This window comes from Peptostreptococcus russellii (assembly GCF_003012055.1).
Classification (GTDB): Bacteria; Bacillota; Clostridia; order Peptostreptococcales; family Peptostreptococcaceae; genus Peptostreptococcus; species Peptostreptococcus russellii.
In genome coordinates this window covers 177,054-203,120 of record NZ_JYGE01000001.1, presented here as the reverse complement: position 1 = coordinate 203,120, position 26,067 = coordinate 177,054, and the positions used below count along the sequence as shown (strand labels likewise).

General features: G+C 28.8%; 23 protein-coding genes. 7 read left to right on the top strand and 16 right to left on the bottom strand.

What is annotated here, in order from left to right; genetic code table 11:
- Positions 1–138 precede the first annotated feature (138 nt).
- From hydE to UF10_RS00855, 5 genes are all read right to left on the bottom strand, one after another.
- Positions 139–1,392: a [FeFe] hydrogenase H-cluster radical SAM maturase HydE gene (gene hydE, locus UF10_RS00875; protein ID WP_106775961.1), complete on the bottom strand. Its 1,254-nt coding sequence runs from the start codon at positions 1,390–1,392 to the stop codon at positions 139–141.
- Positions 1,383–1,646, bottom strand: coding sequence for a TM1266 family iron-only hydrogenase system putative regulator (locus UF10_RS00870; RefSeq protein WP_106775960.1), 264 nt, complete (start codon positions 1,644–1,646; stop codon positions 1,383–1,385). The genes hydE and UF10_RS00870 overlap by 10 nt, the downstream gene beginning before the upstream one ends.
- 515 nt (positions 1,647–2,161) lie before the next feature.
- Positions 2,162–4,309 (bottom strand): HIRAN domain-containing protein, encoded by a 2,148-nt coding sequence (locus UF10_RS00865; protein ID WP_106775959.1) that lies wholly within the window; start codon positions 4,307–4,309, stop codon positions 2,162–2,164.
- 502 nt (positions 4,310–4,811) lie between these two features.
- Positions 4,812–5,807: an asparaginase gene (locus UF10_RS00860; protein ID WP_106775958.1), complete on the bottom strand. Its 996-nt coding sequence runs from the start codon at positions 5,805–5,807 to the stop codon at positions 4,812–4,814.
- A 54-nt stretch (positions 5,808–5,861) separates the two neighbouring features.
- Entirely contained in the window at positions 5,862–6,284 is a 423-nt protein-coding gene (locus UF10_RS00855) for a hypothetical protein (protein WP_106775957.1), read from the bottom strand.
- 291 nt (positions 6,285–6,575) lie between these two features.
- Between UF10_RS00855 and UF10_RS00850 the strand changes: the two genes are divergently transcribed.
- Positions 6,576–7,208 (top strand): DUF421 domain-containing protein, encoded by a 633-nt coding sequence (locus tag UF10_RS00850; protein ID WP_106775956.1) that lies wholly within the window; start codon positions 6,576–6,578, stop codon positions 7,206–7,208.
- 136 nt (positions 7,209–7,344) lie between these two features.
- Here UF10_RS00850 and UF10_RS00845 read toward each other — a convergent pair whose 3' ends face one another.
- The 3 genes from UF10_RS00845 to UF10_RS00835 all read right to left on the bottom strand — a co-directional run bounded on the left by UF10_RS00845 (position 7,345) and on the right by UF10_RS00835 (position 11,357).
- The gene (locus UF10_RS00845; RefSeq protein ID WP_106775955.1) at positions 7,345–9,261 is read right to left on the bottom strand and encodes a PTS fructose transporter subunit IIABC; all 1,917 of its coding nucleotides are present in this window, start codon (positions 9,259–9,261) and stop codon (positions 7,345–7,347) included.
- A gap of 128 nt (positions 9,262–9,389) precedes the next feature.
- Entirely contained in the window at positions 9,390–10,301 is a 912-nt protein-coding gene (pfkB, locus tag UF10_RS00840; protein WP_106775954.1) for a 1-phosphofructokinase, read from the bottom strand.
- 306 nt (positions 10,302–10,607) lie between these two features.
- A complete protein-coding gene (locus tag UF10_RS00835; protein WP_106775953.1) occupies positions 10,608–11,357 on the bottom strand; it encodes a DeoR/GlpR family DNA-binding transcription regulator in 750 nt (249 codons plus the stop codon).
- A gap of 206 nt (positions 11,358–11,563) precedes the next feature.
- Here UF10_RS00835 and UF10_RS00830 point away from each other — a divergent pair, with 206 nt between their 5' ends.
- Together UF10_RS00830 and UF10_RS00825 are read left to right on the top strand one after the other, a co-directional pair.
- On the top strand, positions 11,564–12,085 hold the full coding sequence (locus UF10_RS00830; protein ID WP_106775952.1) for an ECF transporter S component: 522 nt from the start codon (positions 11,564–11,566) through the stop codon (positions 12,083–12,085).
- 92 nt (positions 12,086–12,177) lie between these two features.
- The gene (locus UF10_RS00825) at positions 12,178–12,450 is read left to right on the top strand and encodes a GNAT family N-acetyltransferase (RefSeq protein ID WP_106775951.1); all 273 of its coding nucleotides are present in this window, start codon (positions 12,178–12,180) and stop codon (positions 12,448–12,450) included.
- Positions 12,451–12,562: 112 nt separating this feature from the next.
- Here the strand turns inward: UF10_RS00825 and UF10_RS00820 are convergent, their stop codons facing one another.
- From UF10_RS00820 to UF10_RS00795, 6 genes are all read right to left on the bottom strand, one after another.
- Positions 12,563–13,756: an Nramp family divalent metal transporter gene (locus UF10_RS00820; protein WP_330403874.1), complete on the bottom strand. Its 1,194-nt coding sequence runs from the start codon at positions 13,754–13,756 to the stop codon at positions 12,563–12,565.
- Positions 13,757–14,127: 371 nt separating this feature from the next.
- A complete protein-coding gene (locus UF10_RS00815) occupies positions 14,128–14,355 on the bottom strand; it encodes a barstar family protein (protein ID WP_106775949.1) in 228 nt (75 codons plus the stop codon).
- Positions 14,356–14,854: 499 nt separating this feature from the next.
- On the bottom strand, positions 14,855–15,190 hold the full coding sequence (locus tag UF10_RS00810) for a hypothetical protein (RefSeq protein ID WP_106775948.1): 336 nt from the start codon (positions 15,188–15,190) through the stop codon (positions 14,855–14,857).
- A gap of 249 nt (positions 15,191–15,439) precedes the next feature.
- Positions 15,440–16,198, bottom strand: coding sequence for an NUDIX domain-containing protein (locus UF10_RS09420; RefSeq protein WP_106775947.1), 759 nt, complete (start codon positions 16,196–16,198; stop codon positions 15,440–15,442).
- Between the two features lie 492 nt (positions 16,199–16,690).
- Positions 16,691–17,626, bottom strand: coding sequence for a cation diffusion facilitator family transporter (locus UF10_RS00800; RefSeq protein ID WP_207654537.1), 936 nt, complete (start codon positions 17,624–17,626; stop codon positions 16,691–16,693).
- A gap of 317 nt (positions 17,627–17,943) precedes the next feature.
- Positions 17,944–18,387: a GNAT family N-acetyltransferase gene (locus tag UF10_RS00795; protein ID WP_242968999.1), complete on the bottom strand. Its 444-nt coding sequence runs from the start codon at positions 18,385–18,387 to the stop codon at positions 17,944–17,946.
- 603 nt (positions 18,388–18,990) lie between these two features.
- Here UF10_RS00795 and UF10_RS00790 point away from each other — a divergent pair.
- Complete coding sequence (locus UF10_RS00790) at positions 18,991–20,367, top strand: cation:dicarboxylate symporter family transporter (RefSeq protein WP_106775946.1); 1,377 nt, start codon at positions 18,991–18,993, stop codon at positions 20,365–20,367.
- A 97-nt stretch (positions 20,368–20,464) separates the two neighbouring features.
- Here UF10_RS00790 and UF10_RS00785 read toward each other — a convergent pair whose 3' ends face one another.
- Positions 20,465–21,430, bottom strand: a complete 966-nt coding sequence (locus tag UF10_RS00785) for a Gfo/Idh/MocA family protein (RefSeq protein ID WP_106775945.1) — start codon at positions 21,428–21,430, stop codon at positions 20,465–20,467.
- A 356-nt stretch (positions 21,431–21,786) separates the two neighbouring features.
- Here UF10_RS00785 and UF10_RS00780 point away from each other — a divergent pair, with 356 nt between their 5' ends.
- Together UF10_RS00780 and UF10_RS00775 are read left to right on the top strand one after the other, a co-directional pair.
- Entirely contained in the window at positions 21,787–22,224 is a 438-nt protein-coding gene (locus UF10_RS00780; RefSeq protein ID WP_106775944.1) for a phosphate-starvation-inducible PsiE family protein, read from the top strand.
- A gap of 165 nt (positions 22,225–22,389) precedes the next feature.
- Positions 22,390–23,889: a YjiH family protein gene (locus UF10_RS00775; protein ID WP_106775943.1), complete on the top strand. Its 1,500-nt coding sequence runs from the start codon at positions 22,390–22,392 to the stop codon at positions 23,887–23,889.
- 275 nt (positions 23,890–24,164) lie between these two features.
- Here the strand turns inward: UF10_RS00775 and UF10_RS00770 are convergent, their stop codons facing one another.
- A complete protein-coding gene (locus UF10_RS00770; RefSeq protein ID WP_106775942.1) occupies positions 24,165–24,950 on the bottom strand; it encodes a Cof-type HAD-IIB family hydrolase in 786 nt (261 codons plus the stop codon).
- 483 nt (positions 24,951–25,433) lie between these two features.
- Between UF10_RS00770 and UF10_RS00765 the strand changes: the two genes are divergently transcribed.
- Positions 25,434–25,892 (top strand): MarR family winged helix-turn-helix transcriptional regulator, encoded by a 459-nt coding sequence (locus UF10_RS00765; protein WP_106775941.1) that lies wholly within the window; start codon positions 25,434–25,436, stop codon positions 25,890–25,892.
- Positions 25,893–26,067 lie beyond the last annotated feature (175 nt).

The window sequence follows — 26,067 nt, the reverse complement described above, 5'->3', positions numbered from 1 at the left end:
TTATATTCTTTTTTGTCAGACAAAAATAATTATTTATTAGCATAATAACTATGATTTAATATTTTTTATACTGCTTGATATATAATGTTTTCATGCTTTTTCATTATAACATTTTAATTTTGAATTTTCTATACTTAATTAATTTTTAATAATTTCTATTTTTTCAAATCCAGTCAACATTTTACTATCTCCTCTGCCCATATCACAGTCATATCCAAAATCTTTTAATTGATCTTTTATTAGCTTTAAAGCTTGAGCTGACTCACTTCCACTGCTCTTTTTGTCATTATATAAAGAGTAGTCACCTCTATGGTCTTCTGGTGAAAGATTGGGCATAATAACATTACAACCCACATTTAATCCATACTCTCTTCCATTCGGGTCAATACTTGATAGTGCGGTTGTCGCAGGTAGAAGAACTCTTGGAAGTAACATTCTCACTAGAGATAACATAAGTATAGTCGTATCCAAATCTCCACTTTTATAGTGATTCATTTGAGTATCCTTATGAGTAATATATGGACCTATACCCACCATTTCAGGCTCTAGATTTTTAATAAACCTTAAATCTGCCACATAATCTTTTGTCGTGTACCATGGCAGTCCAACCATAAATCCTGCACCAGTTTGATAGCCAAGACTTTTAAGATCTTCTAGGCACTTTTTTCTTGTCCTAAATTCAGATAAAGGATGAAGCCATCTATAAAGCTCTTCATTTGTAGTTTCATGTCTCAATAAAAACCTATCAACCCCAGCCTCTTTTAAAGTTTTATAGCTATCATAACTTTTTTCACCTATAGAAAGGGTAACCGCACAGTCAGGTATTAAAGACTTTATACTTTTGACTATATCGACATACATCTCATCAGTATAGTATGGGTCTTCTCCACCCTGCAAAACAAATGTGTTATATCCCAGCTTTTCTCCTAATAAACATGACTTCATAATTTCGTCTTTTGTCAATCTATATCTATTCACATTCTTATTGAACACATTTATACCGCAATATCTACATTCACGCTTACAATAATTTGTAAACTCTATAAGTCCTCTTAAATAGACTTTATTGCCATAATATTTATCTCTTAGTTTCTTTGATAAGCTAAATAAATATTTCTTACCTTTTTCATCCAAATTATCTATCAACCAAGCCAAATCTTCATCACAAAGATTATTTTCAGCATATAGTATATCTATTAATTTCTTAGCTATCTCTTCATTTGAAAGGCCATTATTTATTAAGCTAAGAGAAATTGATTTATTATCTAAATCATCTCTATCTATTATTTTTATATCTTTATCAGATATAGAACTTCTTGCATAAGAGTTTTCTAAAACTCCCTCAACTTTATTTATTATTTTCTTTTTATTTTCACTATTTATTATAGACATATTGCTTCCTTCTTGGAAATAGCAGTTTTGACAGTTACATGTTCTATACTCCCTAATCTACCAGTCAAACCATTGATTTCATCTAGTGTCCCTAGTACCGTAATGCTAACAACAGAAATACCTTCTTTTTCAAAAGGAATTCCCATTCTTCCCCTAACAATATCCTTATATTCTGAAACTATATTATTGAAATCACTTTGACAAGCAAGTGGACTTTCCAATATTGCACTTATAACAGCAACTCTTTTATTCATAGCTCTATACCTCCTATTTTTAGAATCAACATAATTATAGCAAACATAGATAGATATTGGAACATAGAAAAATTAATTTTGTAAGTATTTTTTATTTATTCAGTATTTTTCAAAAATTTAGTGCCTAGCAAATCTTATTTTTTCGACTTGCTAGACACTGGTTTTTTGTTTATTAAATTTTTTTAGAGTTCTTATATTTCTTTCTATATTATCTTCTTTTTTTAATATTAATTTCTTATGTTTTTCTTATATTGAGTTTTAAATTTTATGCTTTTTAAATCCACACCCTACAATCTTTTTGCTTATGAATTAAATCCCATAGCAGTGATGTATCGGAAGAATAGTTTTTATACTTACGAATTAGTTTTCATATCTATTTAGATAAATTTTATGTTTATGGTCTAAACTCTTTGGAAATACATATCTTTTTAGAGACAATATATTAAGCATATAAGCTTTTTATCTATGAGCAAACTTTATTTCTGTAAAAAATATTTAGATTGATACAATAGTCTTTATTCTACATGAAGGTATATATCCACTCTAGGCTTATGTGCACCGATATCATCCCTGAGAATAGCATAAATTTTGCTGTTCCTATCCTTCAAAAGAGGATATAACACTTCCCCGTGAGTCTTTGATATATATCCTATAACATAACCTTTTGAGCTACAAATTAAAATAGTATTTTTCTCATATATATCATTTGGATCTGCTTTTAGATACAAAATATCTCCCTTATTTATACTTCCTTCAAGAACTGAGAGGTCTCTATCTTCAGTACCCTTTAGTATAGATAATAATATTTTGACATCATCTTCTGATTTTTCAAAATCAGTAAATACATCCACATATCTTTGTTTTTTTACAATAATAGTTTTATTGTCATCTATTTTTCTTACACTATCACTTTCTTTTTCATTATGTTTTTCATCATCAGTTTTAGCTGTACTTTCTTCAGAGAATTCTATCTTTTTTTCTTTCTTATCTACTTTTGAAGTATTCTTTTTATCATTGACTTCTAGAGCTATAACATTTCCATCCTCTGTTAAATTTATAATATCTACATTATCTATAGATACTTTTGAATTAAGCCCCGCACTTAATCCAGAACTTCTTTCATTCATATTAAAAAGCTTGAATTTTATCAACATTTTTTCTATATATTTGACCAAATCCTTATCTGGCTCCTCTTTAATCATCTCTTTGAGAGCAATAATTACCTTGTCGCTCCAGTCTTCTCTAAAGTATTTTAAAACTGTTGCAGCTTTTATTCTTACATCTTTAAATCTTGCAAATAAGCATTTAATAAAAAACTCTTCATTATAATCTCTAGAATTTTTAAACGCTTGTAAAATATACACTATCCATACATCTGGAAGATACTTTACACTAGGATCATCAACATTTCTACTTTCACTAAACACCTCTTCTGGAACCATATCTATAATAAAGTTATATATATCTTTATAATATACTCTTTCATTATTTATAAGAAAATACTCTATCATGTCAAAATAAAAAGGCATTCTACTAAACATCATTTCAAATATTTTTGAATCTACTATATAATCATAAGAAAATTGAAGCTCTTTTAGTAAATACAACATCATACTTGCATCTTCTACTTCAAAATCATTATTATTTATTAATTCCTCTGTCATTATCTTTTCATAATCAAATCTCTTTATTAGGTCCTCGCAGTTTTTCTCCATAGACTTTTCAACATTTAAGGACCATCCATTATTCTTTTCTTCAGAGTCAATGGAATCTCTCCAGTCAGTTGCTATGTTTGATTTAATAATAGCTATTGCGGCAAAGTCTATATAGTCTTTTGCATATTTATAAGCACTAAAGAGATACTTTTCTATTAGACGCTTGCTAACCTTAAACATCTTAAAATTAGCTTCAAATGATGAATATGCCAAGAGGTAGGAAATGCCAGTGAAGTTATTTTTATCTATGACTATATTGTCGATATAATCTTCCAATAGTGTATTTGTCATTATAAATAAGCTACAATCCCTTTTTACACAGGTCGTAGTTTCTACAATTTCTTCAATTAATACTTTTTTTTGTTCTTCTTTCACTGCTTTAAACTTTATTAAAGAACATAATCTACCATAGCCATCAGTATTTTTCAATAAGTTATATACTATACTATTATAATCTGAAAATCTATTTATAGCCTCTAAAACATATAAAGTGAACTCACTATGATATCCTAAAGTTAAAAGCACCCTTTTACTATAATCATTTTCAAAGTTACCAAGTATTATAATACCTAGCTTAACCAAGTCATCATATATACTTTGAGTCGCCAATTTTATAGCAAAATTATAGATTTCATCGACTTTAAAAAACTCCTCTTCAATATATACTCTTAATAAATCTGTAAAAGCATATATATACTCATGCAATGGATTTTCCCTTAGATACATTAATAGATTTATTTCTGTTTTATTATTATCTATTAACTCCTTTATTTTATTAAGAGCGGCGATAGAAAGTCTTTCCTTGTCTTCATTTGATAGAATTTCTTCACTCCATAACATATAGTCTACCTCTACTTTTCCTGCCATTGGAAGCAGCTGAAACTGGTAAGGGAGTTCGTTAAATTCCTGAAATGCGCTTCGTATTTCATTGTATATACTCTCTGACATCTTATCACCTCTTTCTTAAAATATTAAATCACTCAATAGTATTTTCTAAATATCAATCAGAAAATTATTTATACAAATAAAAGTATATTCCTTTTCATGCATGAAAATGAATATACTAAATCTAGTACATATTTATATTTTAACATATTTTTTAGAATATTACATCAATATTGATTTTACTTTAAACTAAATAATTTTTCCATCTTGTATTCTAACTATTCTATCAGCACGATTTGCCAAGCTTTCATCATGATATTACTTGATTCAGATGAAAAAATAAATATGAAATAAATTTTTTAGCTAGTAATCTTACTGCTGTATTGAACAAGGAGTTAGAGTCGGACTTCTTATTTAAATATCATAGAAGCAAATTTTAATAGTACTTATATTATTAGCTTAAATTTCAAAATTGTTTTCATTAAAAAAGAGTATTATTAAAAAATAATACTCTTTTTTATTTATAATACTACTCAATCTCTACTTAAAATTCCAAACTTATAAATTAATACACAATATCATGAGCTATAGGAAGGTAAAACATCTCTTCAACTTTTTTGGGATCTTTTGTTATAGCTGTAATCCACATCATCTTGCATACAGTAGACTCTGTTGTCATATTATAGTTTTCAAGAAGATGAAGATTTCCCTTTATCTCATATCCTACCTGATATACTTCCATATTGCTTCCTTCATGTGGAACAGAAGTTGATAGAACTATAATCTTCCCTTGCGCCTTTAGCTCTTGCATTTTTTCAACTAAGGCATTATCTCCTTCATAACAAGGTATTCCACCAACACCGAAGCCTTCAATTATTAAGACATCTGATGCCTTTCCTATAAACTCAAATATATCTGGGCTAATTCCAGGAACAAGCTTCAATATATTAACATTTGTATTTAATTTATCGAAAAACATAGGCTCTCCACTTACTTTTTCCTCTATGTAGTATATTACTCTTCCGTTAAATACAATCGCAGTCATAGGATAATCAACACTATCAAATGCATTATAGCTATGAGTTCTAGTCTTTCTAGCACGAGTTCCAACTATTACCTTTGCATCAAATACTACATGCACACCACAAGCTCTATCATCACAGGCATATATAAAAGCATCATACAGATTTTTTCTAGCATCTGTATCTTCTAGATAAATAGATTTTTGTGATCCTGTCATAACTACGGGCTTTGGAGAATTTTGTATCAAGTATGAAAGTGCTGATGCTGTATACGATAAAGTATCCGTTCCGTGTGTAATAACAAATCCATCATATTTGTCATAATTTTCCTTAACACAATTGGCTATCTTTATCCAACCATTTGGGCTCATATTACTACTGTCAATATTCATCAACTGAATAGCACTTACCTCACATAAATCAGCAATATGTGGTGCTAAAGCCAAAATTTCATCACTCGTAATACTTGGTACCAAGCCAACATCTGTTGGTTTAGAAGCTATAGTACCACCTGTTGCAATTAGCAAAATCTTTTTCATTTATTTCCCTTCCCTCTTCTTTTTTAAATTCTTTTTAAAATATCCAATCTTTTACTATAAACGTCTTTTTAAAAATTTAAAAGTAACCGCTATTATAAATCCTAGCATAATAAGATTTATTGAAGATGTTGTAAATAAAACTACTGTAAATACTGGTTTTGAATAAGAAAGCATTGTAGCAAGCAGCATCAAAAGCATTATCATTTTATAAAATAATTGCCTTCTATTGCTTTCTTCTTGAGTCTTCGCTTCTGTTTCAGTATACATCTTATAAAATATAAATATTGTGCCAACTATAACTACTGCAATTGTAAAAAAGTATCCCCTAGTAACTACACTTGTCCAATTAGTAAAATTCAACTTTAACATAGATTTTATAATATCCACTATTCCCTTTATTATAAATCCAAAACCTAAAATGGCAATACTAAACACAATACTGCTCTTAAAATCAACTTTATCACTTACCCATTTCATAATTATTCTCCTTTTTAAAAAATTACATACATTTTTGATTATATCACAGAATTTGATACTTTTTGCTCTCTTTACAACTTTATATCACAATTTTATTTTTAGCATAATTTCACTATCAAAAATTTGTATTTTTAGAGTTTCTAACTTCAGCTTTATATATTACTTTATTCACCTTTCAAAAAGCTATTTACTTCTGATTCTTGATTTATATAGAATTTTATATTAATATAAAATTATCATATTTCAAAATTTTTATTAGTTATTTGAATATTTTAGGAGGGTGTATTTATAATGTTTTCTATATTTATAAAAATGACATTAAGACTAGCTATTGGACTTTTAGCACTTATTATATATATGAATTTGCTTGGACGTATGCAACTTTCACCACAATCTGCAGTTGATCAGATTGGTAACTATATACTTGGTGGAATTCTCGGTGGAATAATCTATAATCTTGATTTAGAGTTTTATAAGTTTTTTATGGCTATAATTATTTGGACAAGTCTAATGCTATTGGTAAATTTTATAACACAAAAAAATCTTCGTGCAAAAAGAGCTATAAAGGGTCATCCTACTCTCCTAATGGAATCAAATAAATTTCTTACAGATGAATTTAAGAAAAATAAGGTTAACTTGGATGATATTATGTCAAGGCTTCATCAAAAGGGAATTCACAGTATCTCAGAAGTTGATACCATCTGGCTAGAACCAAACGGACAGCTCACTACTATTATGAAGTATGATGACAACACTGGCTGGGTATTAATAGAGGATGGACAAATTAATTACCTTGACCTCTTTAGATTAAACAAATCTAAGGAATGGCTAGAAGCTGAAGTCCAAAAAAAGGGCTATGAATCTATATCTGAAATTTTCTATGGAGAATATCTAAATAAAGAATTGATTTTGTATAAATACTAGAAACAATCCTAATATAAATACTAGAATTTTAATATATAAAATACAAATAGGCAGCCATATGGCTGCCTATTTGTATTTTGTTTTTAATTATAATCCCTGTTTTTAATTATAATCTATTTTTAAAATCTATAAACCTTTAACTTTCCTTTAACTCTAAAGGTTTTCTCCAAAATCCATATATTAAACCTGATACAACTGTTCCAATAGCTATTGATAGTAGGAAGAATAATACATGTTGAGGCTCCATTACAAATGCTACTAATACTCCACCATGAGGAGCTGGTGCATTTACATGCCAAAATTGTGTAAGTCCTCCTGCTATTGCTGCACCTATAATTGAGCTAGCTATTACTTTTAATGGCTCTGCTGCTGCAAAAGGTATGGCACCTTCAGTTATAAAAGTTAAACCTAATATCCAGTTTGTAAGACCTGAATGTCTTTCTTTTTCTGTAAATTTATTTTTAAATAAGCTAGTAGCAAGTGCTATTGCTAAAGGTGGGACCATACCACCAGCCATTACAGCTGCCATCAAGTAGCCTTGCTGAGTAGATGTGAATACACTTATAGCAAATGTATATGCCGCCTTATTTACAGGTCCTCCCATATCCACTGCCATCATAGCTGCTAACAATGCTCCTAAAATTACTGCGTTTCCTGTACCTAAGTTTGTAAGTGCATTGTTCATAGAAGTATTAATCCCTGAAAAAACTGGATTAACAGCAAAATACATTATTGCACCTGTAATCAATAAACCAAATATTGGGAATATTATCATAGGTTTTACACCCTCTAATGATTTCGGCATTCCAGCTGTCATTTTCTTCAATAACAATATTACATAACCTGCTATAAAACCTGCTGCAAGTCCTCCAATAAATCCTGAACCTGTATGCACTGCCATCAATCCACCAACCATACCAGGCATTAAGGCTGGTCTATCTGCTACACTCATAGCGATGTACCCTGCAAGAATTGGTATTAGAAATGAAAATGCACCATTCCCACCTATTTCTTGTAAAAACTTAAATATCTCACTGTTTGACCCAAATGCTTGCTCAGCCATAAAGGATATTGCTATCAATATACCTCCACCAACTACGAAAGGAAGCATATGGCTTACACCGTTCATAACATCTTTGTATATCTTACTTGCTATAGATAACTTTTCTTCCTCGTCATCTCCACTTGACTTTTCATCTGAGTGATATAGCTTTCCTTCTCCATTTAAAATCTTATTTATAAGCTTTTCTGGATTTCTTATAGCTTCACTGACAGGAGTTTTGATCATTCTTTTTCCATCAAATCTTGCCATTTCAACATTTTTATCTGCAGAAATTATTACGCCCGCTGCCCTTTGAATCTCTTTTGATGTCAATACGTTTTTGGCTCCATCACTTCCATTTGTTTCTACCCTTATATCTATACCTAGCTGTTCTGCCTTTTCCTTTAGTGCATCTTCTGCCATATAAGTATGTGCTATTCCCGTTGGACAAGCAGTTACCGCTACTATAAGTGGCTTTTGAGCAACTTCAGCTACTCCTTCTTTTTTAGCCTCTTCCTTCTTTTTTTCTTCTCTCTTTTTTTCCTTTTCCTTGTTTTCTTCTTCCCCTATTGCCACTATTTCTAATACTTCATCTTCTGTTTTAGCATTTTTTAATTTTTCAATAAAGTTTGGCTTCAATAATAGTCTTGAAAGATTTGCAAGTGTTTCTATATGAGTATTATTCGCTCCATCTTCTGCTGCTATCATAAAAAATAAATATGCTGGCTGTCCATCTAGAGATTCATAGTCTATACCTTCTTTGCTTCTTGCAAACAAGACACAAGGAGTACTAACCGCACTAGTTTTTGCATGAGGCATTGCTATTCCATCGCCCAAGCCTGTTGATGATAATTCTTCCCTATTCATTATCTCTTTTCTAAAAGTATCAACATCATTTATCATATCTTTTTCTTTTAGCTTAGCAATCATTTCCTCAATTGCATCTTGCTTAGTCTTTGCACTCAAATCCATGATCATAATTTCTTTTTTCAATAAGTCAGAAATTTTCATAATAACCGTCCTTTCCAAATATAATTATTCTATATTAATTCTAAATATAATCACTCTTTACTTTTTCTAAATACAATCACTCTTTACTTTTTCTAAATACAACCCTCTTTATTTTTAAGATGGTTATTTTATATTTTTTCTAATTTAACTTTTTTAAGTATCTCCTCAATTTTTTCTTTATCAGCTATATCTTGAGAAAAAGCTGTAGCACTTCCACACGCTACCGAATACTTAAAACTCTCAAGTTCAGATTTGCCTGATTTTATACTAGCTACAAATCCAGCTATCATAGAATCACCAGCCCCAACAGAATTTACTAACTGACCTTCAACTCTTGGTGCATAGTATGAAATATCTTTATTGAAGAAGGCTGCTCCATCTTTTCCTAGAGAAATAATTACATTTTTGGCCCCCATATCTAAACATTGCCTTGCATATGGTGCTAATTCTTCTTTACTTGTAAATATTTTTCCAAATAACTCTCCAAACTCATCTATATTCGGTTTTATAAGCAGTGGAGATCTTTTAATTGACTCAAGTAAAGCCTTTCCTGTTGTATCTATTACAAAATCGGCACCTTTTTTATCGCACTCTTTTATAATTTCGAAAAATATACTTTCATCAAGTCCTAAAGCATTACTTCCTGATACAATAATAGTGTCTCCCTTTTTTATATTCTCTACACTCTTGATAAATTCTTCTTTTTTATCATTTGAAATGTGTGGTCCTTGAGCATTTATCTCACTTTCCTTGTCTGACTTTAGCTTTACATTAATTCTTGTATTTTCTTCAAGCTCTACGAAATTTTCCTTAAAATCGTTTTCTTCAAACCAATCTTTAATATATGCCCCTGTAAAACCACCTAAAAATCCAAGAGCCACATTATCAACTCCAATATTTCTTAAAAGCTTTGAAACCATTATTCCTTTTCCACCTACATTTATATAATCTTTTGTGGATCTATTTAGACTTCCTTCTATAAACTTTTCTACATGCACTATATAATCTATTGAAGGATTAAGAGTTACAGTATATATCATCCTTTTCCCACCTTTCAAAGTATAATCATATATTTTTCATACAAAGATTTTAATCATCTTATACTTATAACTACCCTTTTTATCTTTTTATATTGATTGATTTGATTATAGCATTTGTATTGTAATAAATCAATCACTTTCTTTCATATTTTATCAAAATATCTCTTCATTACCATTATTTACAATCACTTTCTTTCATAATTCGTCAATTTTATAATTTATAAATATTAAAAAAGTACCTAATAAATAACTAGGTACTTTTCAAGATATATTTTTTATTTTTTTAAATATAAATTTTGCTTACTGCTAAATCAATATTACATTTGTAGCTTCTAATATATCCTCATCCATCTCATCTTTATCTGCATCTGTAACTATTGAAACGTCTTCTAAATCACAGATTTTAGAAAATGATACCTTGCCAAACTTGCTTGAATCTACCAAGACAAAAGATTCTTCTGCCCTTAGTATTGCTTCTCTTTTTAAGACCGCCTCACTTATATCTGGAGTTGTTATAGCTGCGTTAAATGTTACTCCATTTGCACCTATAAAGGCCTTATTAAATCTGAAGTCCTCAATTTGCTTCAAAGCCTGCTCTCCAACTACAGTCCTAGTAATTTCTTTTATTCCTCCACCAAGTATATATGTTTTTACATTGTACTCTAGTAATCTCTCAACATTATAAACACCATTTGTTACAACTATTACATTCTTATCCTTTAAATATGGTATTAGCTCATAAGTCGTTGTACCAGAATCGATATATATAAAATCACCGTCTTCTATCAACTCAGAGCAATACTTTGCAATCCTTTTCTTTTCAGAGGAATACTGAGTTATCCTCTCTGTTATCGTGTTATCTGCTGCAAAATTACTCTTAGTTCCTACTGCTCCACCATGAACTCTTTTTAGAAGTTCCATCTCCTCTAACTCATCGAGATCCCTTCTAATAGTGGACTCACTCACATCTAACTCAGAAACTAGATCCTTTAGTTTTACAGTCCCCTTTATTTTCACTTTATCTAAAATATATTTAAAACGTTCTTCTGTTAACATTTAGAACCTCCTTTTAAACAAACTCCTATATTCATTATACATTACTTTTTAGTATTTTTGTTTTCCAAAGAATTATTTTTTCTACTTTCTTATTAATGAATCGATACAATGTATTTTTTATTGACATACAAATTGATTATTGTATCTTTTTATAATATAGTATAGTTAAAGAAAAAACTATATTATAAATAAATTGGAGGTAGACTATGAGCAGTCATACTTATGAAGCAAATAAGTTTCAAACAAAAGATTTTGTTATATGTGGAATTTTAATGGCTCTTACAACTATTATGACTATGATTGTACAAATACCTGTTGTAGGTGCTCACGGATATGTAAATATGGGAGATACAGTGGTATTATTTTCTGGGCTTTATTTAGGTAAAAAACATGGTGGAATTATAGGCGGTGTTGGATCTGCACTTGCAGATGTTATTCTTGGCTATGCTATTTATGCACCAGTTACCCTTGTAGCAAAAGGTCTAGAAGGTTTTCTATGTGGACTAATAGCAGAGAAGGTTTCTGGTAAAAAAGGAAATGTTATTGGAACTATTATTGGCGGAATAGTTATGGTATCAGGATACTTTATAGGAGAGATCTTTATGTATGGAATACAAACATCTCTGGCAGCTGTTCCTGCAAACTCACTACAGGCTACTTTTGGAATAGTCACTTCACTACTTATATACACAGCTGTTAAACGCTCATTGGATAAAAGCAAAATTTAGACGCTGAATTTTCTCAAAATTTTATATTTTTAAATATTTTTTCTCTTAATATGATATAATTAAATATAAGAAAATATTAAGGAGGTTTGAATATGGATTTTAAATATGAAGAACATAGAATATATTTAGAAGATGAGAATGGACATATAGTAGCTGAAATCACATTTCCTATGGTAGATGAAGATACAGTAAATATTGATTCTACCTATGTATCATCCTCTCTTAGAGGGCAGGGAATTGCTAGCAAGTTAATGGAAGAGGCTGCTAAGATAATAGAGAAAAATAACTGGAAAACATATCTAGACTGTAGTTATGCTAGAGTTTGGGCTGATAAACATCCAGAGAAATCTCATATATATCTTTAAAATTTACATAAATATCTAAATAAAAAGAGCCCGCATATGCAGACTCTTTTTATTTGTATATTTTCATTTTATTATCAATTTTATTTAAAAACTTTTTAAAAAATCTTATTTCCTATAATAATTCCTTGAAAAGCATAACATTCAATATTGTAAGTATAATAGCAATTATTATCAATAATACTTTTGTAAATGCTGTATTCTTGTATTTACCCATTATTTTTTCAGATGATGTTAAATATATCTGTAAAAATACAGTAATTGGTAACTGTATAGAAAGTAGCATTTGCGAATATATTAATCCCTCAAAGGGATCAGATACAAAAAATATTATTATTGTAGATATTACTAATGTCGCAACAACCGCAAATTTACTGTGAAAATCTTTTATATCATATGGTTCATTAAACATTCCTGCAAATATTGATCCACCTGCCATCAAAGCTGTCATAGTTGATGATATACCTGCAAATAATAAGGCTAATGCAAATATTACTGAAGCCATATTTCCAAGCATCGGTGCTAAAAGTCTTTGTGCACTTTCTAATTCAGAAACAGCAATTCCATTTTTGAAGAAAGTTGCTGCTGCAAGTATTATCATTGCCGAGTTGATCCCCCAGCCAACAATCATAGAAAACAATGTATCTAAGAACTCATATTTTAATTGCTTTTTAATCACTTTATCATCTGCTGTGTTAAATTCTCTAGACTGTATTACCTCTGAATGTAAAAACAAATTATGAGGCATTACTACAGCTCCCAAAACAGCCATTACTATAGGTATTGAACCATCTGGTAGAGATACTGTAACCCATCCCTTTGCCGCTGCATTCCAATCTACTGGTACCATAGCCAACTCTATAATAAAAGATATACCTATCAAAGATACAAAAGCAATAATGTATCTCTCCAATTTTGCATAAGAATGAGAAAACATCATAAGTAAAACAAATATAGATACTAAGACTGCACCTAGTTCTATCGGTAGGTGAAATAACATTTTTAAGGCAATTGCACCTCCCAATACTTCTGCCATTGTGGTTGCAATAACTGCTAGTAAAGATGTTATTAATACTGGAATTGATACCTTTTTCGATAAATTTTTAGTAGCCGATTCCGATAGACAATCCCCTGTTACAATACCCAAATGAGCTGCATTGTGCTGCAGTACAATTAGCATAATTGTAGAGAGAGTTACCATCCAAAGTAGTACATATCCATAGTCAGCTCCTGAAGATATATTTGACGCCCAGTTACCTGGATCAATGAATCCAACCGTAACCAATAGCCCTGGACCTACATACTTCAAAAAATTTCTAACTCCTTTAACGGGTTTATGCGTATTTGTTTTAAATCTTTTAAAAAAATCCATAAATATACACATCTCCTTTCATAGTTTAATTTTTATAATCAACTAGCTATTTATTTTCCAATCCATAGCTAGTATTAGTCAGTATTAAGTTTATTCCTTATGAAAGATACCCCATAAAATATTTTTTAAGCAAAATAAAGTGATTAGAAAATTTTCTACACTAAAAATAATTGAAATCTATCTTTTAATAAATAATATTTTTAATTATCTTTTATTTTTATTTATTTTAAAAGCACAATTTATTTTATTTTTTTAAGTTTTATCTAGTTTACATTATAAATTTAGTTACCTAATATTTTTCAAATACTCTAATTTTTTATATTATGGCCTAGTAAATCAGCAATTATTTCCTGCATTTCCATCAAAATAGGTCCGCCCTTTATTACTTCAAACTTTATATTGCTATTAACTACTACATCGTGAAGTGCCTCCAAATTGCCACCATATTCCGAAGATAAGTTTAAATTCTTCTTGATAAATTCATGAAACTGATCAAGTGTTTCTAAGTTGTTGAAATCTACTGTTAACTTTTCCATTGCTATAAAACTCCTTTTCTATCAAAATAATAATTAATATATAGTGTTTTCTAGTTTATTTATCTTCTTCCAATAAACTTTATTTCAGATATATATGCTCCCCTAAAAAACTTTATTTCAGTTATACATATATTCCCCCCCTAATACAAATTTTTTTCATCCAATAAGAAATCTTTTTTTCTTTATTTTGTAAATAATCTGATTTTAAGAGTCATAGTTTATGTTTTTAAAATATTTTTTAATAATTTTCTTAAAAAGCATTCTAATTTTCTTTAACTATAACTTTATTTCACCTTTAAAATATCTAGATCTACGAAAATATATTTCACTATATACATACTTCTATTTTAACATTAAAAGACACTTCTGTTGCCTTTTTTTCAAAAAAAATTCAACTTCTAACATAACAATTCATTACTAAACTTTTGTTTTACTTTCTAAATTAAATTAAATTTTAAAAACGTTTTCAAGTTGTAAAATATGCTTTTTTATTTTAATACTATATTTCTTCTTTTTCAAGAACTACATATTCATCCTTTTTTATAATTTTGAAAATGTTTTCCGAATAATCCACTTCAAAATTTGCAAATGCAGACAGTAAATCTATGTCCCTCAAAAGGTGTATTGTCATAACTTCACTGTCTGAAGTTATTCTCATTATCATAGCTTTTACTTTTGGAAACTGTATCCTTGAATTAAAAAACTCCATTTTATCATCTCTTATATCAACAGTTCTGTAATCCAAATCAACATATATATCCATATTTTTTTCATCACTTTTTATTATTCTATACTCAAAATCACATATCATTTTTAAATTCATAAGCTCTATCATTTATACCCCTCCTAATTTGTCTAGCTTTCTATAAGATTTATTTAACTTTTTCAAGTTCATTTATTGCCAAATTTACAGGCTATATTTTACTTTTCATAGATTTGTCCATCATTTTTCATATAGCTATATTTTTGTCCTCATAATTTTTTCTTTGAATTAAGAGTCTTTTACATATATATTGCTGATTTTACTATGGATTAGAAAATTTATCACTGCTCTTTCACACAAATTACTGACTTTTACTATGAATTAAAAAATATTTATTACTGCCGTTTCATAAGGGTGTGCTCTCTTAACCAAATAATAAGCCAATTCTTTGAATTCTTTTTTCACTCTAAATTTCATCAAACTTTCTTTTGCCACTGTTTCCTTACCAAGTTCTCCATCAAAGGGATTAGCTCCATCTAGAGAAGTCCAATGACCCAAGACACTTACAGTTGAATACGCTGAACCATAATATCCCTGATCTATAAGTTTGTACTTTCCTAGCTCATCTACAATAGCTTGAACATAGTCTTCTGGAACAAATACTTCAAATCTTGCAAATTCATCCTCTTCAAACTCTAGCTGGTGATCTACTAGGACATCGTCTTTATAGTTTAATGTTAGATAAAAAAATTCTGCATTATTATGAATTAAGTCTATAAAAATTCTGTCACCTTCCCAAAGATTTAAATCCTTGATATCTTCCTTTCTTATCCATTTTAAATCTCCTTCATTGCACTCTATCATTTCACCTGAAAAATCTTCGCAAGTATACAAATACATAAATTCCGATTCATTATCATTGTAATTAAAAACTACCAAGCCTTTAAGATCACAAGTATTTGCTATATACCCAGTTTCTTCCTTTATTTCCCTTTTAATACACTCTAAAGGACTTTCATTTTTTTCTAGTTTGCCACCTACACCTATCCATTTTCCCTTGTTTATATCATTTTTCTTCTTTGTCCTATGTAGCATTAATCTTTTATTATCTCTTTCTAAGTAACACACTGTTGTCAACATATCTTTTCTCCAATCTTTAATAAAATTCTCTCTTATAAAGCCTGCTCACTATAATTTTTTCTCATAAAATATATACTTTTACCTTATATATTTTCATACTTCTTTATCTACATTCTTCTCTATCTATCTTTTTTTGCTTTAGCTAGACCTTTAGTTTCTATTTAGGTTTTTATTTATATACTTCTTTAGTTATATACTTCTTTAGTTATATACTTCTTTAGTTATATACTTTTTTTTATTTATATACTTCTTTGCTCTAACTAGACCTTTAGTTTCTATTTCTCCCTTATTTCTAGTTAGACTTTTAATTTCTATCGAGACTTCAATTTTCCTACTTTTTATTTCTATTTTTTCTTTTTTATATATCTATTTCTAAAAATCATTTCCTTTAATCAAATTCTTTAGTTAAATATATTATACAACAATATCTATTTCTTTCAAAAATAAAAATCCCCACATATATTATCATTTTAACTGCGAGGATTTTTTTAATTATATTATATTTTTTTTATTATCTGAAGGATTTTTCTTTGTTGGATTGACATGAACCATACAATGTTTACAGTCCGGTATATGTATTTCAACCTCATCATGTACACGCTGAGCTATTGAGTGTGACTCTCTTAGACTCAAATCTCCATCAGCTAATATTTCAATATCTACATACATCTTAGATCCAAACTCTCTTGTCTTTAAAAGATCAATTCCCTCTACTCCATCTTGGCTTATTACAACTTCTCTTATTTTTTCTTCTACTTCTTCACCACAACTTCTATCTATCATTCTGCTAAATCCATCTGTGAATATATTGTAGCCTACCTTTAGTATTAAAAGTGCAATCAAAATACTTGTTATAGGGTCAAAGATTGGATATCCCATTCTTGCAAATCCAATACCTATTAGCGATCCCACAGAAGATATAGCATCTGACCTATGATGCCAAGCATCAGCCATAAATGCCTGAGAATTTAGTTTTTTTGCATAATATCTTGTATACCAAAACATAGCCTCTTTCGAAACTATTGATACTACAGCAGCTACCAAGGCTATTACTCCTGGAATTTCTATGGCAATAGTATTTCTATTTAAAATTTTATTTACTCCAGATATACCTATTGCAACGCCTGTTCCTATTAAAATTAGTGCCAACAATATACTTGCTATACTTTCTAGCCTGTCATGACCATATGGATGGTTTTTATCTGGCTTTTTCTTAGCTACCTTTACGCCAACAAAAGCTAGCAAAGTAGCAAATACATCTGAAAGAGAATGCATTGCATCCGATACCATAGCACCTGAATGTGCAAAAATACCAGCAAATAACTTAAATACAGTCAGGACTATATTTCCAAATATACCTACTGTAGATACCTTGTTTATCATTTTATTTTCCAATATTTGCTTCTCACTTAAACCCTTATCACTCATCAAATCATCTCCCTTATTTTTATTCTCTATATAACTTTCTACTATCTTTAGTATATTTTAATTAAACATAAAATAATCTAATCAATAATTAGACCTATTTTATAAATTCTTATTTTGTTTTAAATACTATATCATAATTTAACATCTTTTCAATTGATTGTCAATTGAAAGTATTCTCAATTAAATTCTATCACCTTTTTATTAGATCTTCTTTTGAAAATAATCCTTTTTTTGTAAATAAAATATTTATACTTACTATTTTTATATTATAAGTATCTACATATATCTTTCTAAAAAAACTTTAACTAAAAATATAATCATAATTCTTTCTTAAAATAAATCATATCTATTAATTGATTTCCACACTCATATATAGGATGATCATAATTATTTACAAAAAAATCCTTAATTCTATGAGATTCTTTAAATCCACATTTTCTATAAAAACCTAGAGTTATAGGGCTTTCACCTGTTCCTACAAGTAATATATCCGCCTTATCTGAATAATATTTTTCTAAAAATGATATCATTTTTTGACCAATTCCACACTTTTGAAACTCTATATCAACTGAGATATTCTTAAGCTCATATATTCTATCTCCTTCCTTAGTTACAACACAAGCTGCTATTATTTTTTTATCATTGTATATTGCAAAAACATCTCCTCGATATAAATATTTCTCTATCATATCTAATTGCTCATCTCCAATTAGTAAAATACCAATCAATCCTTTTGCATCTTTATTTATTTTTCTTATCATATTACTCTCCATATTTTTACATATCAAAATTCTATCCTTATATCTAGAATTAAATATATTTATAATATTTATCCTTCCATATTATACATACCCATAAATATATCCCTATAAAAATTAACTAGATTATATACTATTTCTTTTTTATAGGAATTATAAACAGTAAGCTTTTTAAGCTTTGGCATTATTTTATAATGAAATTTCTTCTATTTTTTGTCATGCTTTTTAAAATAACGTTTTCAACGAGAAAATATAAAGTATATTTAGCTATTACCTGAATTATACTTTTAATCTATGCTTAACGGATGGAAATATTGTTTCTCTTTATATCTACTAAAAATATAATATCTTTTGTTCATTTTCCTTTTTTTTGATATATAATATATCCATGCAATATTTTGAAGTGTTTTTTACTGGTTTTATAAAATATTTAGAGTACACTCTTTGATATATATATTATTTAACTAAAAGTACAATGATTATGCATAATCGTTTGGCTAAATTTTTAATTTAGTGAGACATGAATTTCAGACATCCGTTTTATTCGGGATTAGGCTGATGTAAATGCTCGGAAATTGCAAAATTAAAAATCAGGAGGAAGAAAAAGTGAAAGGAAGTTTTTTAAAGGATTTTCTAATGATTTCTCATATTGAAACAATAGGATTTCTTATACTCTTAGCATTAATTTTCTTTATTATCGCAAAGTTAATAAAGAAATTCGATTATTCTAAGCTAGTAATAATCGGTACTATAGCAGGTCTTTTGTTGGGACTTGTAATTCAGATTTTTTCTGGATTTGCTGATGATCCAATGAAAATTGGGTTCGTAGCAGAAACAACAAAGTGGTTTTCATTATTTGGTGGAGGTTATATAGATATTATCAGAATGTTGATTATACCACTGATCACTATCTCTATAATACACGTTATTATAAACTTGGACGCCAACACAGATATCAGTAAGTTAACCAACTATACAATAATAACTACATTGATAATGTTGGCAATAGCTGCTGCTATAGGTTTTTTACTATCATATTTCTATGGTTTAGGTACTTCTTCAGTATCATCAAGTGGAGAAAGTATGATCGTGGAAACAAAGAATGTTGTTGATACTTTTAGAAATATCTTGCCTGCCAATCCATTCCAGGCTATATTGGACTTTAATGTTATAGCAATAGTTATATGTTCAATACTTATTGGAATATCAGCTCGTGGAATTATGAAACATACAGAGTATCAATTAACAACATTTAGAAATTTAATTGATGATCTTCATAAAATAATATCTTATATGGCAGATATGATACTTGGCTTTATGCCTTTTGCGGTAGTTCCTCTGCTTGCAAACACTATTGCAGAAAATGGACTTTCAGCAATGATAGATGTAGTAGCTTTTATGGTAATACTTTATATTTCAGTTATAATTATGTTGCTTGTTCAATCAGTAGCCCTTATGATTCACGGAATAAATCCTATATGGTACTTTAAGGGTGCTATTTCAACACTTATTTTAGCTTTTACTTCTAGATCAAGTATGGGAGTACTTCCATCTACTATCACTACACTTACTGATAATCTAGATGTTGATGATGCCACTGCAAGTTTTGTCGCTAGTTTCTCATCAACTGCTGGTATGCAAGGTTGTGCAGGTATATACCCTGCAATGTTGATAGTATTTGTAGCAAACTCTGTTGGAGTTCCTATTGATTTCAATCTTATAGTAACTAGTATTATAGTAGTTTCTCTTGGTTCAATAGGAATTGCCGGAATACCTGGAACTGCTATCACATCAGCATCTGTAAGTATTTCAGGTGTTGGTTTAGGTCAGCATTTTGCACTAATCAATCCAATAATAGCTATTGATCCACTGCTAGATATGGGAAGAACTATGCTAAATGTAAGTGGTGCTATGACAAATGCCTTGATTGTTCAAAAGAATTTGAATAGAGGTAAAAATAAAAAGCTTTTAGATAAAGCCTAATATATTTTTATTTTAATAGTCACTTTTAAAAAGCTACTTCTATAATAGCTTAGACAATAAAAATCCCACAAAGTATATACCTTGTGGGATTTATTTATTAAAGAACTTTCCTTGCTTTTTCAACGACTGACATAACTATCAATGATTTTTCCATCATTTTTTCAGCCATATTAAAATCTTTATTATCTATTATTTTCTCAATCTCTATAAATTCTCTACACATTCTATGATTATATTTATTAAGATTAAACTCTTCTTCGCCTTCACCCTTTTTATATATAGAAAATGATTCACATCCATTAGTTGGAACATCCATACTTATAGTAGCTTTGCTTCCCTGTATCTGCATATTTTTAGTACAATTTGAAGCCTTGCTAGCTATAGATACACACTCCTTATCTGGATAAGTAAGAATTAACACTCCTGATACATCGATATTTTTTTCTATACTTGGAATGTATCTTACTTCTCTAGCTTGCCCAAATATGGCACATATAAAATGTATATTGTATATATTTAAATCCATCAAGGATCCACCTGCAAATTTAGGGTCAAAAGAAGGTGATATAATTCCCTTTCTAAAGTTGTCATATCTAGAAGAATACTGGGAAAAATTGGCACACACTAGTTTCACTTCTCCAATCTCTCCATTTTTAACAATCCTTTCTATCTCTAGAAAATTTTCTAGATACAATGTTGTAATTGCTTCAATCAATATCAAGTTATTTTTAACTGCTAAATCATTAAGTTTTTCTAGCTCATTTAAACTTACTGTAAAGGGCTTCTCACATATTACATTTTTTCCTGCTTCTAAGGCTTTTTTACAAAATTCATAGTGAAGTATATTTGGAACTGCTACATAAATTGTATCAATCTCACTATTTCTTAACATATCATCAAAGTCAGTATAATAATTTGCTATATTGTGCTTTTCAGACAATTTTTTTAGTTTTTCCTCTGAGTTTTTTCTTGCACAAATACCCTTTAGATCTATGTCTAAGTCATTTAATACTCCTAGTGCTTCCTTTACTATCATACCTGCCCCTGCAATACCTAGCTTCATAATCACACCAACCTTTATTTTTATTTTTTATTTTTTATTTTTTATTTATAATTATATTTTAGAGCAAAATATAAAAAAAGTAAATTTATCTATTTTTTATGAAAATATTATTTGAAGTATTTTTAAATTTAATCATTATTATATTTAGTTTATTAAGAAAAAATAAATTATTATAAATCGTTTGCTGTTTTTAAATTAATTCTATATATTTTATACTATATATAAATATGATTTTATGATAATATTAAGTATACTATATTTTTTAGATATTTATTTTTATTAAGTCGCTTTGTTTTACTACTAGTAAAAATACTAGAAAGAGAGGTGAAATATTCACATTTTTTGTGATAATACTTATGAAAACTCAAGAGAAGAAAAAAAATATTCTTAAAATTGCCTATGCTTTTGAAACAATACTAGCTATAGTTATTTTAATTGCTGTATTACTAGGCATCTTTGACACTATAAGAATCATATATGGTTTTTATATCATTAATTTTAATAGCCCTGTAGATTATACGCAACTAAACCAGATTTTCGCTCAGATTCTGCTACTTGTTATCGGTGTTGAAATTGCAGTCATGCTAACTCTACATATACAAACTGCCCTTTTAGAAGTTTTATTGTTTGGTATAGCCAGAAAAATGTTGCTACTTCCTAAAAGTAATAGTATGTTTGAAATTTTATTGGGTGTAGTCGCAATAGGTGGACTTTTCCTAATAAAAAAATATCTAACAGAGAATAGCGCTCTTTCTGCTGATAATTCAGATGATATACCCGATGAGATTATTTAACTGTAGATCTATATAGATTTCATACTTTTATAAACAGATTGGAGTATAACAATTATTATTTATATCATTTACAATAATCAATTTAGTGGATTTTTAAAATTAAGCGACTTTTCTAATAATCTATGAAATTAATAATATAATAAAACTGCTAAAAAGGAGATGAAAATGCAAAAAAAACAAAAAAAGTTAACCTTAAAAAAAGTTGCATCTGACGGTGGTAACCCTTCACAAAGCATCTACAATAAGGAACTTAATTTTTTTAATCAAGAAAACGGAGAGAATCCTTCTCCCCAAAAAAATAATAGGAATTATAAAGTATCAGATATTTTAAAATTTATTATTCCATCTATTATAGGAATAGTAATTTTTATGCTGCCTATAACAGAGTTTGACCCTGATATAAATCAAAATAAAGTTACAATACCAATCGCTTATATAGCATCTTTCATACAGAAGCATATCGGCTCATTTCTTCCTGCAATTATAGTTGCCGTACTTATGTTATCGGCAATCGCTACTTTACTCGTCAAGCTAAAAATTTATAAGCCAAAGAGTCAGTATCTAATGAATATGTTTAACCCTAGTCCTATATGGTTTATTACTAGGATTTTAGCTATGATATTTGTTATTATGTGTATATTAAAAATAGGACCTGAATATATAATTTCTGATGATACTGGAAACTTTATACTAAATAATCTTTTGACTACTCTTATAGTTATATTTGTATTTGCAGGCCTATTATTACCTCTACTTTTAGACTTTGGTCTATTAGAATTTATTGGTACTCTACTCGCTAAGATAATGAGACCTGTCTTTACTTTGCCTGGAAGATCTGCTGTAGATTGTTTTACATCTTGGCTAGGAGATGGTACTTTAGGTGTAATGCTTACTGCAAAACAATATGAAGAAGGATTTTATTCAGAAAGAGAAGCTTCTATAATTGCTACAACTTTTTCTGCTGTATCAATTACATTTTGCCTTGTAGTCCTTAAACAGGTTGATATGGCTCATTTATTTGTCCCATATTACATTACTATATGTATAGTTGGTGTTATATGTGCCATAATCGTTCCTAGAATACCACCTTTATCACTAAAAAAGGATGTCTATTATGGAAATGCTGAAAAACTAGATGAAAGTATACCAGAAGGAGAAACTTACTTTAGCTGGGGCTTGTATCAGGCAGTTGAAAAGGCCAAGGGTCATGATGGATTTGCTCAATTTATGAAAAACGGTATTAAAAATGCCATAGATATGTGGCTTGGAGTTCTTCCAGTTGTAATGGCTTTTGGAACAATTGCACTTATAGTATCTAACTATACTCCAATATTTGAAATTATTGGAAGACCATTTATACCTTTATTAGAGCTTTTACAACTTCCAGAAGCTGTATCTGCATCTAAGACTATTCTTGTTGGATTTACTGATATGTTTATTCCATCTATTATAGCAGGCAAGGAAATAAATAGTGAACTTACAAGGTTCGTTATAGCAACTGTTTCAGTTACCCAGCTTATATATATGAGTGAGGTTGGAGCTTTAATTGTTGGATCTAGGATACCTGTAAAAGTATGGGAAATTTTTGTTATATTTGTAGAAAGAACCATTATTTCACTTATTTTTGTTACTTTAATAGGAAGATTTATTCTTCACTTAGTATAATATAAAAAGACCGATAAAAAAACTATCGGTCTTTTTCTTTATTTTATTGTATTTTTAAGCAGTAAATATTTTAAATAAAATCTTAGATCTCACTAAAATACTATTATTTAATTTTATTTATCCACATTGTCCACATTATAATACACATTTTTCAAAAAATTTACTCTTTTATAAAACATATATTTTTTATTTTTCATTGATTTTTTTCTTACTTAACATTATTTATATATTATCCTTAATAGATAATCATTTATTGTCTAATTTATTTATTTGATTTATAGAATGTTATATTTTTCAAGCGCAAGTTTTATACCTGAGTTATCCACATCTTCTGTAACATAGTCTGCTACAGCTTTTACATCTTCGCCAGCATTTCCCATTGCTACTCCTAGACCAACATATTTCAACATAGAGATATCATTTCCACCATCTCCAAATGCCATACATTCTTCTCTTTTTATTCCTAGATGCTTCAATATTTTACCTATTCCTACATCTTTTCCGCCTCTTTCAGGAATTATATCTGCAAATACTGGGTTCCACCTAACAGCTCTGCACTTTGGTAGATTCTCCAAAAACTCTTCTTCCTCTTCCTCTTTTATATAAGCACACAACTGAAAAATATCATTTTTATATATTCTCTCCATACTTTCAATTGGGGATTCTGGAGCTGTAGCACCTAAATACTCTCTTAACTCCTTTACCCTGTCATTGATATGATTTATATACATATAATCCAGTTCAACAAACTCACAAGAAATCTTTTTTTCATCTAAATAAGGAATTAATTTCTCTATTGATTCAGTAGGTATTTTCATTTCATGGACTACTTCATCATTCAATATACAGTATTGACCGTTGATCATAACGTATCCATCGAATTCAAACTCTACCATATCCTTAATCATTTCTAGCCACATAGGAGATCTCCCTGTTGCCAAGAATAATTTCACACCATTTTCTCTTAATTTATTTAGTGAATCCTTTGTACTCTGGGGAACCTTATGTGTATTAAAACTTATTAAAGTTCCATCTATATCAAAAAAAATTGCCTTTATCATAATCTTTCCTCCTTCAAAACTATTATCAAGACTCTATAATTATTCGTTAATCAAAAAACTATTCAAAGTTCTATTATAAAATATTAGAAGCTATATTGCAAATCTGACTTATATATATCTAAACTGTATAAATTATAGATTTCTATTTTTTTAATTTATTAGATCTATCCCCTCCTTGATTTATAGGTTTATACTCTTCTTGATTTATTAGATTTATACTCTTCTTGATTTATTGGATTTATACTCTTCATATAATTTTTCTAAACGCAATATAATAAATACTATAATAAAGCTATTTTTTATTAGCTTTTAACATACCTACTAGTATTTATCTTTGCTCTTTTCAAAATAATAAAAAAGACTTCGTTTTCCCAAAATAAAATAGTTGACAACGCAACTACTTCGCCGTATAATAAATAATGGTTGATATAACAACTATATTGAAATTTTTTGTTCATATAATAATTTATACTAAAATAGGAGATGAGAAAAATTAAAAGTCCAGGAAGATTGATATCTATCCTTTATAGAAAAGGTCAAGTATATAAGAATTTTTACTTAAAAAAACATAATATAACAGCTTCAGAACAACCCTTTTTAAATGCTCTTTATCATAAAGATGGAGTCTCACAAGACTTATTATGCAAGTACTTATATATGGATAAGGCTTCAACTGCTAGAGTTATACAATCTTTAATAAAAAAAGGTTTTGTAACTAAAGAAAAAGACAAAAATGATAAAAGAATTAATAGAATTTACCTTACTGACAAAGGTAAAAATAGCCAAAGTGATGTTTTTGAGGTGTTAGATGCTTGGAGTGCGATACTTACTAATAATATGACACAAGAAGAAAAAGATCTTGCCTACTCTTGTCTAGAGAGAATGGTAGAAAACGTAGAAGAATATATAGATGAAAAGAAAAAAGAGTTTAATTATAAATAACTTAATTAAAACTTTTTATTACTGTATTTAAAAAATTAAGAGCTATAAATATCTCTTTACGAGCAAATTCATATATTAAATATGAGTCTATTTTTTTGCTTGTTTTCTTTATAAAGGTATTTTTCTTTACAGTAATATTTTAAAACGCAGATTTGCGTTATTATTTATTTAAAAA

Excerpts from the sequence above, each read along its gene's own strand:
- hydE (WP_106775961.1), bottom strand. The coding sequence starts at position 1,392 with ATGTCTATAATAAATAGTGAAAATAAAAAGAAAATAATAAATAAAGTT.
- UF10_RS00870 (WP_106775960.1), bottom strand. The coding sequence starts at position 1,646 with ATGAATAAAAGAGTTGCTGTTATAAGTGCAATATTGGAAAGTCCACTT.
- UF10_RS00865 (WP_106775959.1), bottom strand. The coding sequence starts at position 4,309 with ATGTCAGAGAGTATATACAATGAAATACGAAGCGCATTTCAGGAATTT.
- UF10_RS00860 (WP_106775958.1), bottom strand. The coding sequence starts at position 5,807 with ATGAAAAAGATTTTGCTAATTGCAACAGGTGGTACTATAGCTTCTAAA.
- UF10_RS00855 (WP_106775957.1), bottom strand. The coding sequence starts at position 6,284 with ATGAAATGGGTAAGTGATAAAGTTGATTTTAAGAGCAGTATTGTGTTT.
- UF10_RS00850 (WP_106775956.1), top strand. The coding sequence starts at position 6,576 with ATGTTTTCTATATTTATAAAAATGACATTAAGACTAGCTATTGGACTT.
- UF10_RS00845 (WP_106775955.1), bottom strand. The coding sequence starts at position 9,261 with ATGAAAATTTCTGACTTATTGAAAAAAGAAATTATGATCATGGATTTG.
- pfkB (WP_106775954.1), bottom strand. The coding sequence starts at position 10,301 with ATGATATATACTGTAACTCTTAATCCTTCAATAGATTATATAGTGCAT.
- UF10_RS00835 (WP_106775953.1), bottom strand. The coding sequence starts at position 11,357 with ATGTTAACAGAAGAACGTTTTAAATATATTTTAGATAAAGTGAAAATA.
- UF10_RS00830 (WP_106775952.1), top strand. The coding sequence starts at position 11,564 with ATGAGCAGTCATACTTATGAAGCAAATAAGTTTCAAACAAAAGATTTT.
- UF10_RS00825 (WP_106775951.1), top strand. The coding sequence starts at position 12,178 with ATGGATTTTAAATATGAAGAACATAGAATATATTTAGAAGATGAGAAT.
- UF10_RS00815 (WP_106775949.1), bottom strand. The coding sequence starts at position 14,355 with ATGGAAAAGTTAACAGTAGATTTCAACAACTTAGAAACACTTGATCAG.
- UF10_RS00810 (WP_106775948.1), bottom strand. The coding sequence starts at position 15,190 with ATGATAGAGCTTATGAATTTAAAAATGATATGTGATTTTGAGTATAGA.
- UF10_RS09420 (WP_106775947.1), bottom strand. The coding sequence starts at position 16,198 with ATGTTGACAACAGTGTGTTACTTAGAAAGAGATAATAAAAGATTAATG.
- UF10_RS00800 (WP_207654537.1), bottom strand. The coding sequence starts at position 17,626 with ATGAGTGATAAGGGTTTAAGTGAGAAGCAAATATTGGAAAATAAAATG.
- UF10_RS00795 (WP_242968999.1), bottom strand. The coding sequence starts at position 18,387 with ATGATAAGAAAAATAAATAAAGATGCAAAAGGATTGATTGGTATTTTA.
- UF10_RS00785 (WP_106775945.1), bottom strand. The coding sequence starts at position 21,430 with ATGAAGCTAGGTATTGCAGGGGCAGGTATGATAGTAAAGGAAGCACTA.
- UF10_RS00780 (WP_106775944.1), top strand. The coding sequence starts at position 21,787 with ATGAAAACTCAAGAGAAGAAAAAAAATATTCTTAAAATTGCCTATGCT.
- UF10_RS00775 (WP_106775943.1), top strand. The coding sequence starts at position 22,390 with ATGCAAAAAAAACAAAAAAAGTTAACCTTAAAAAAAGTTGCATCTGAC.
- UF10_RS00770 (WP_106775942.1), bottom strand. The coding sequence starts at position 24,950 with ATGATAAAGGCAATTTTTTTTGATATAGATGGAACTTTAATAAGTTTT.
- UF10_RS00765 (WP_106775941.1), top strand. The coding sequence starts at position 25,434 with ATGAGAAAAATTAAAAGTCCAGGAAGATTGATATCTATCCTTTATAGA.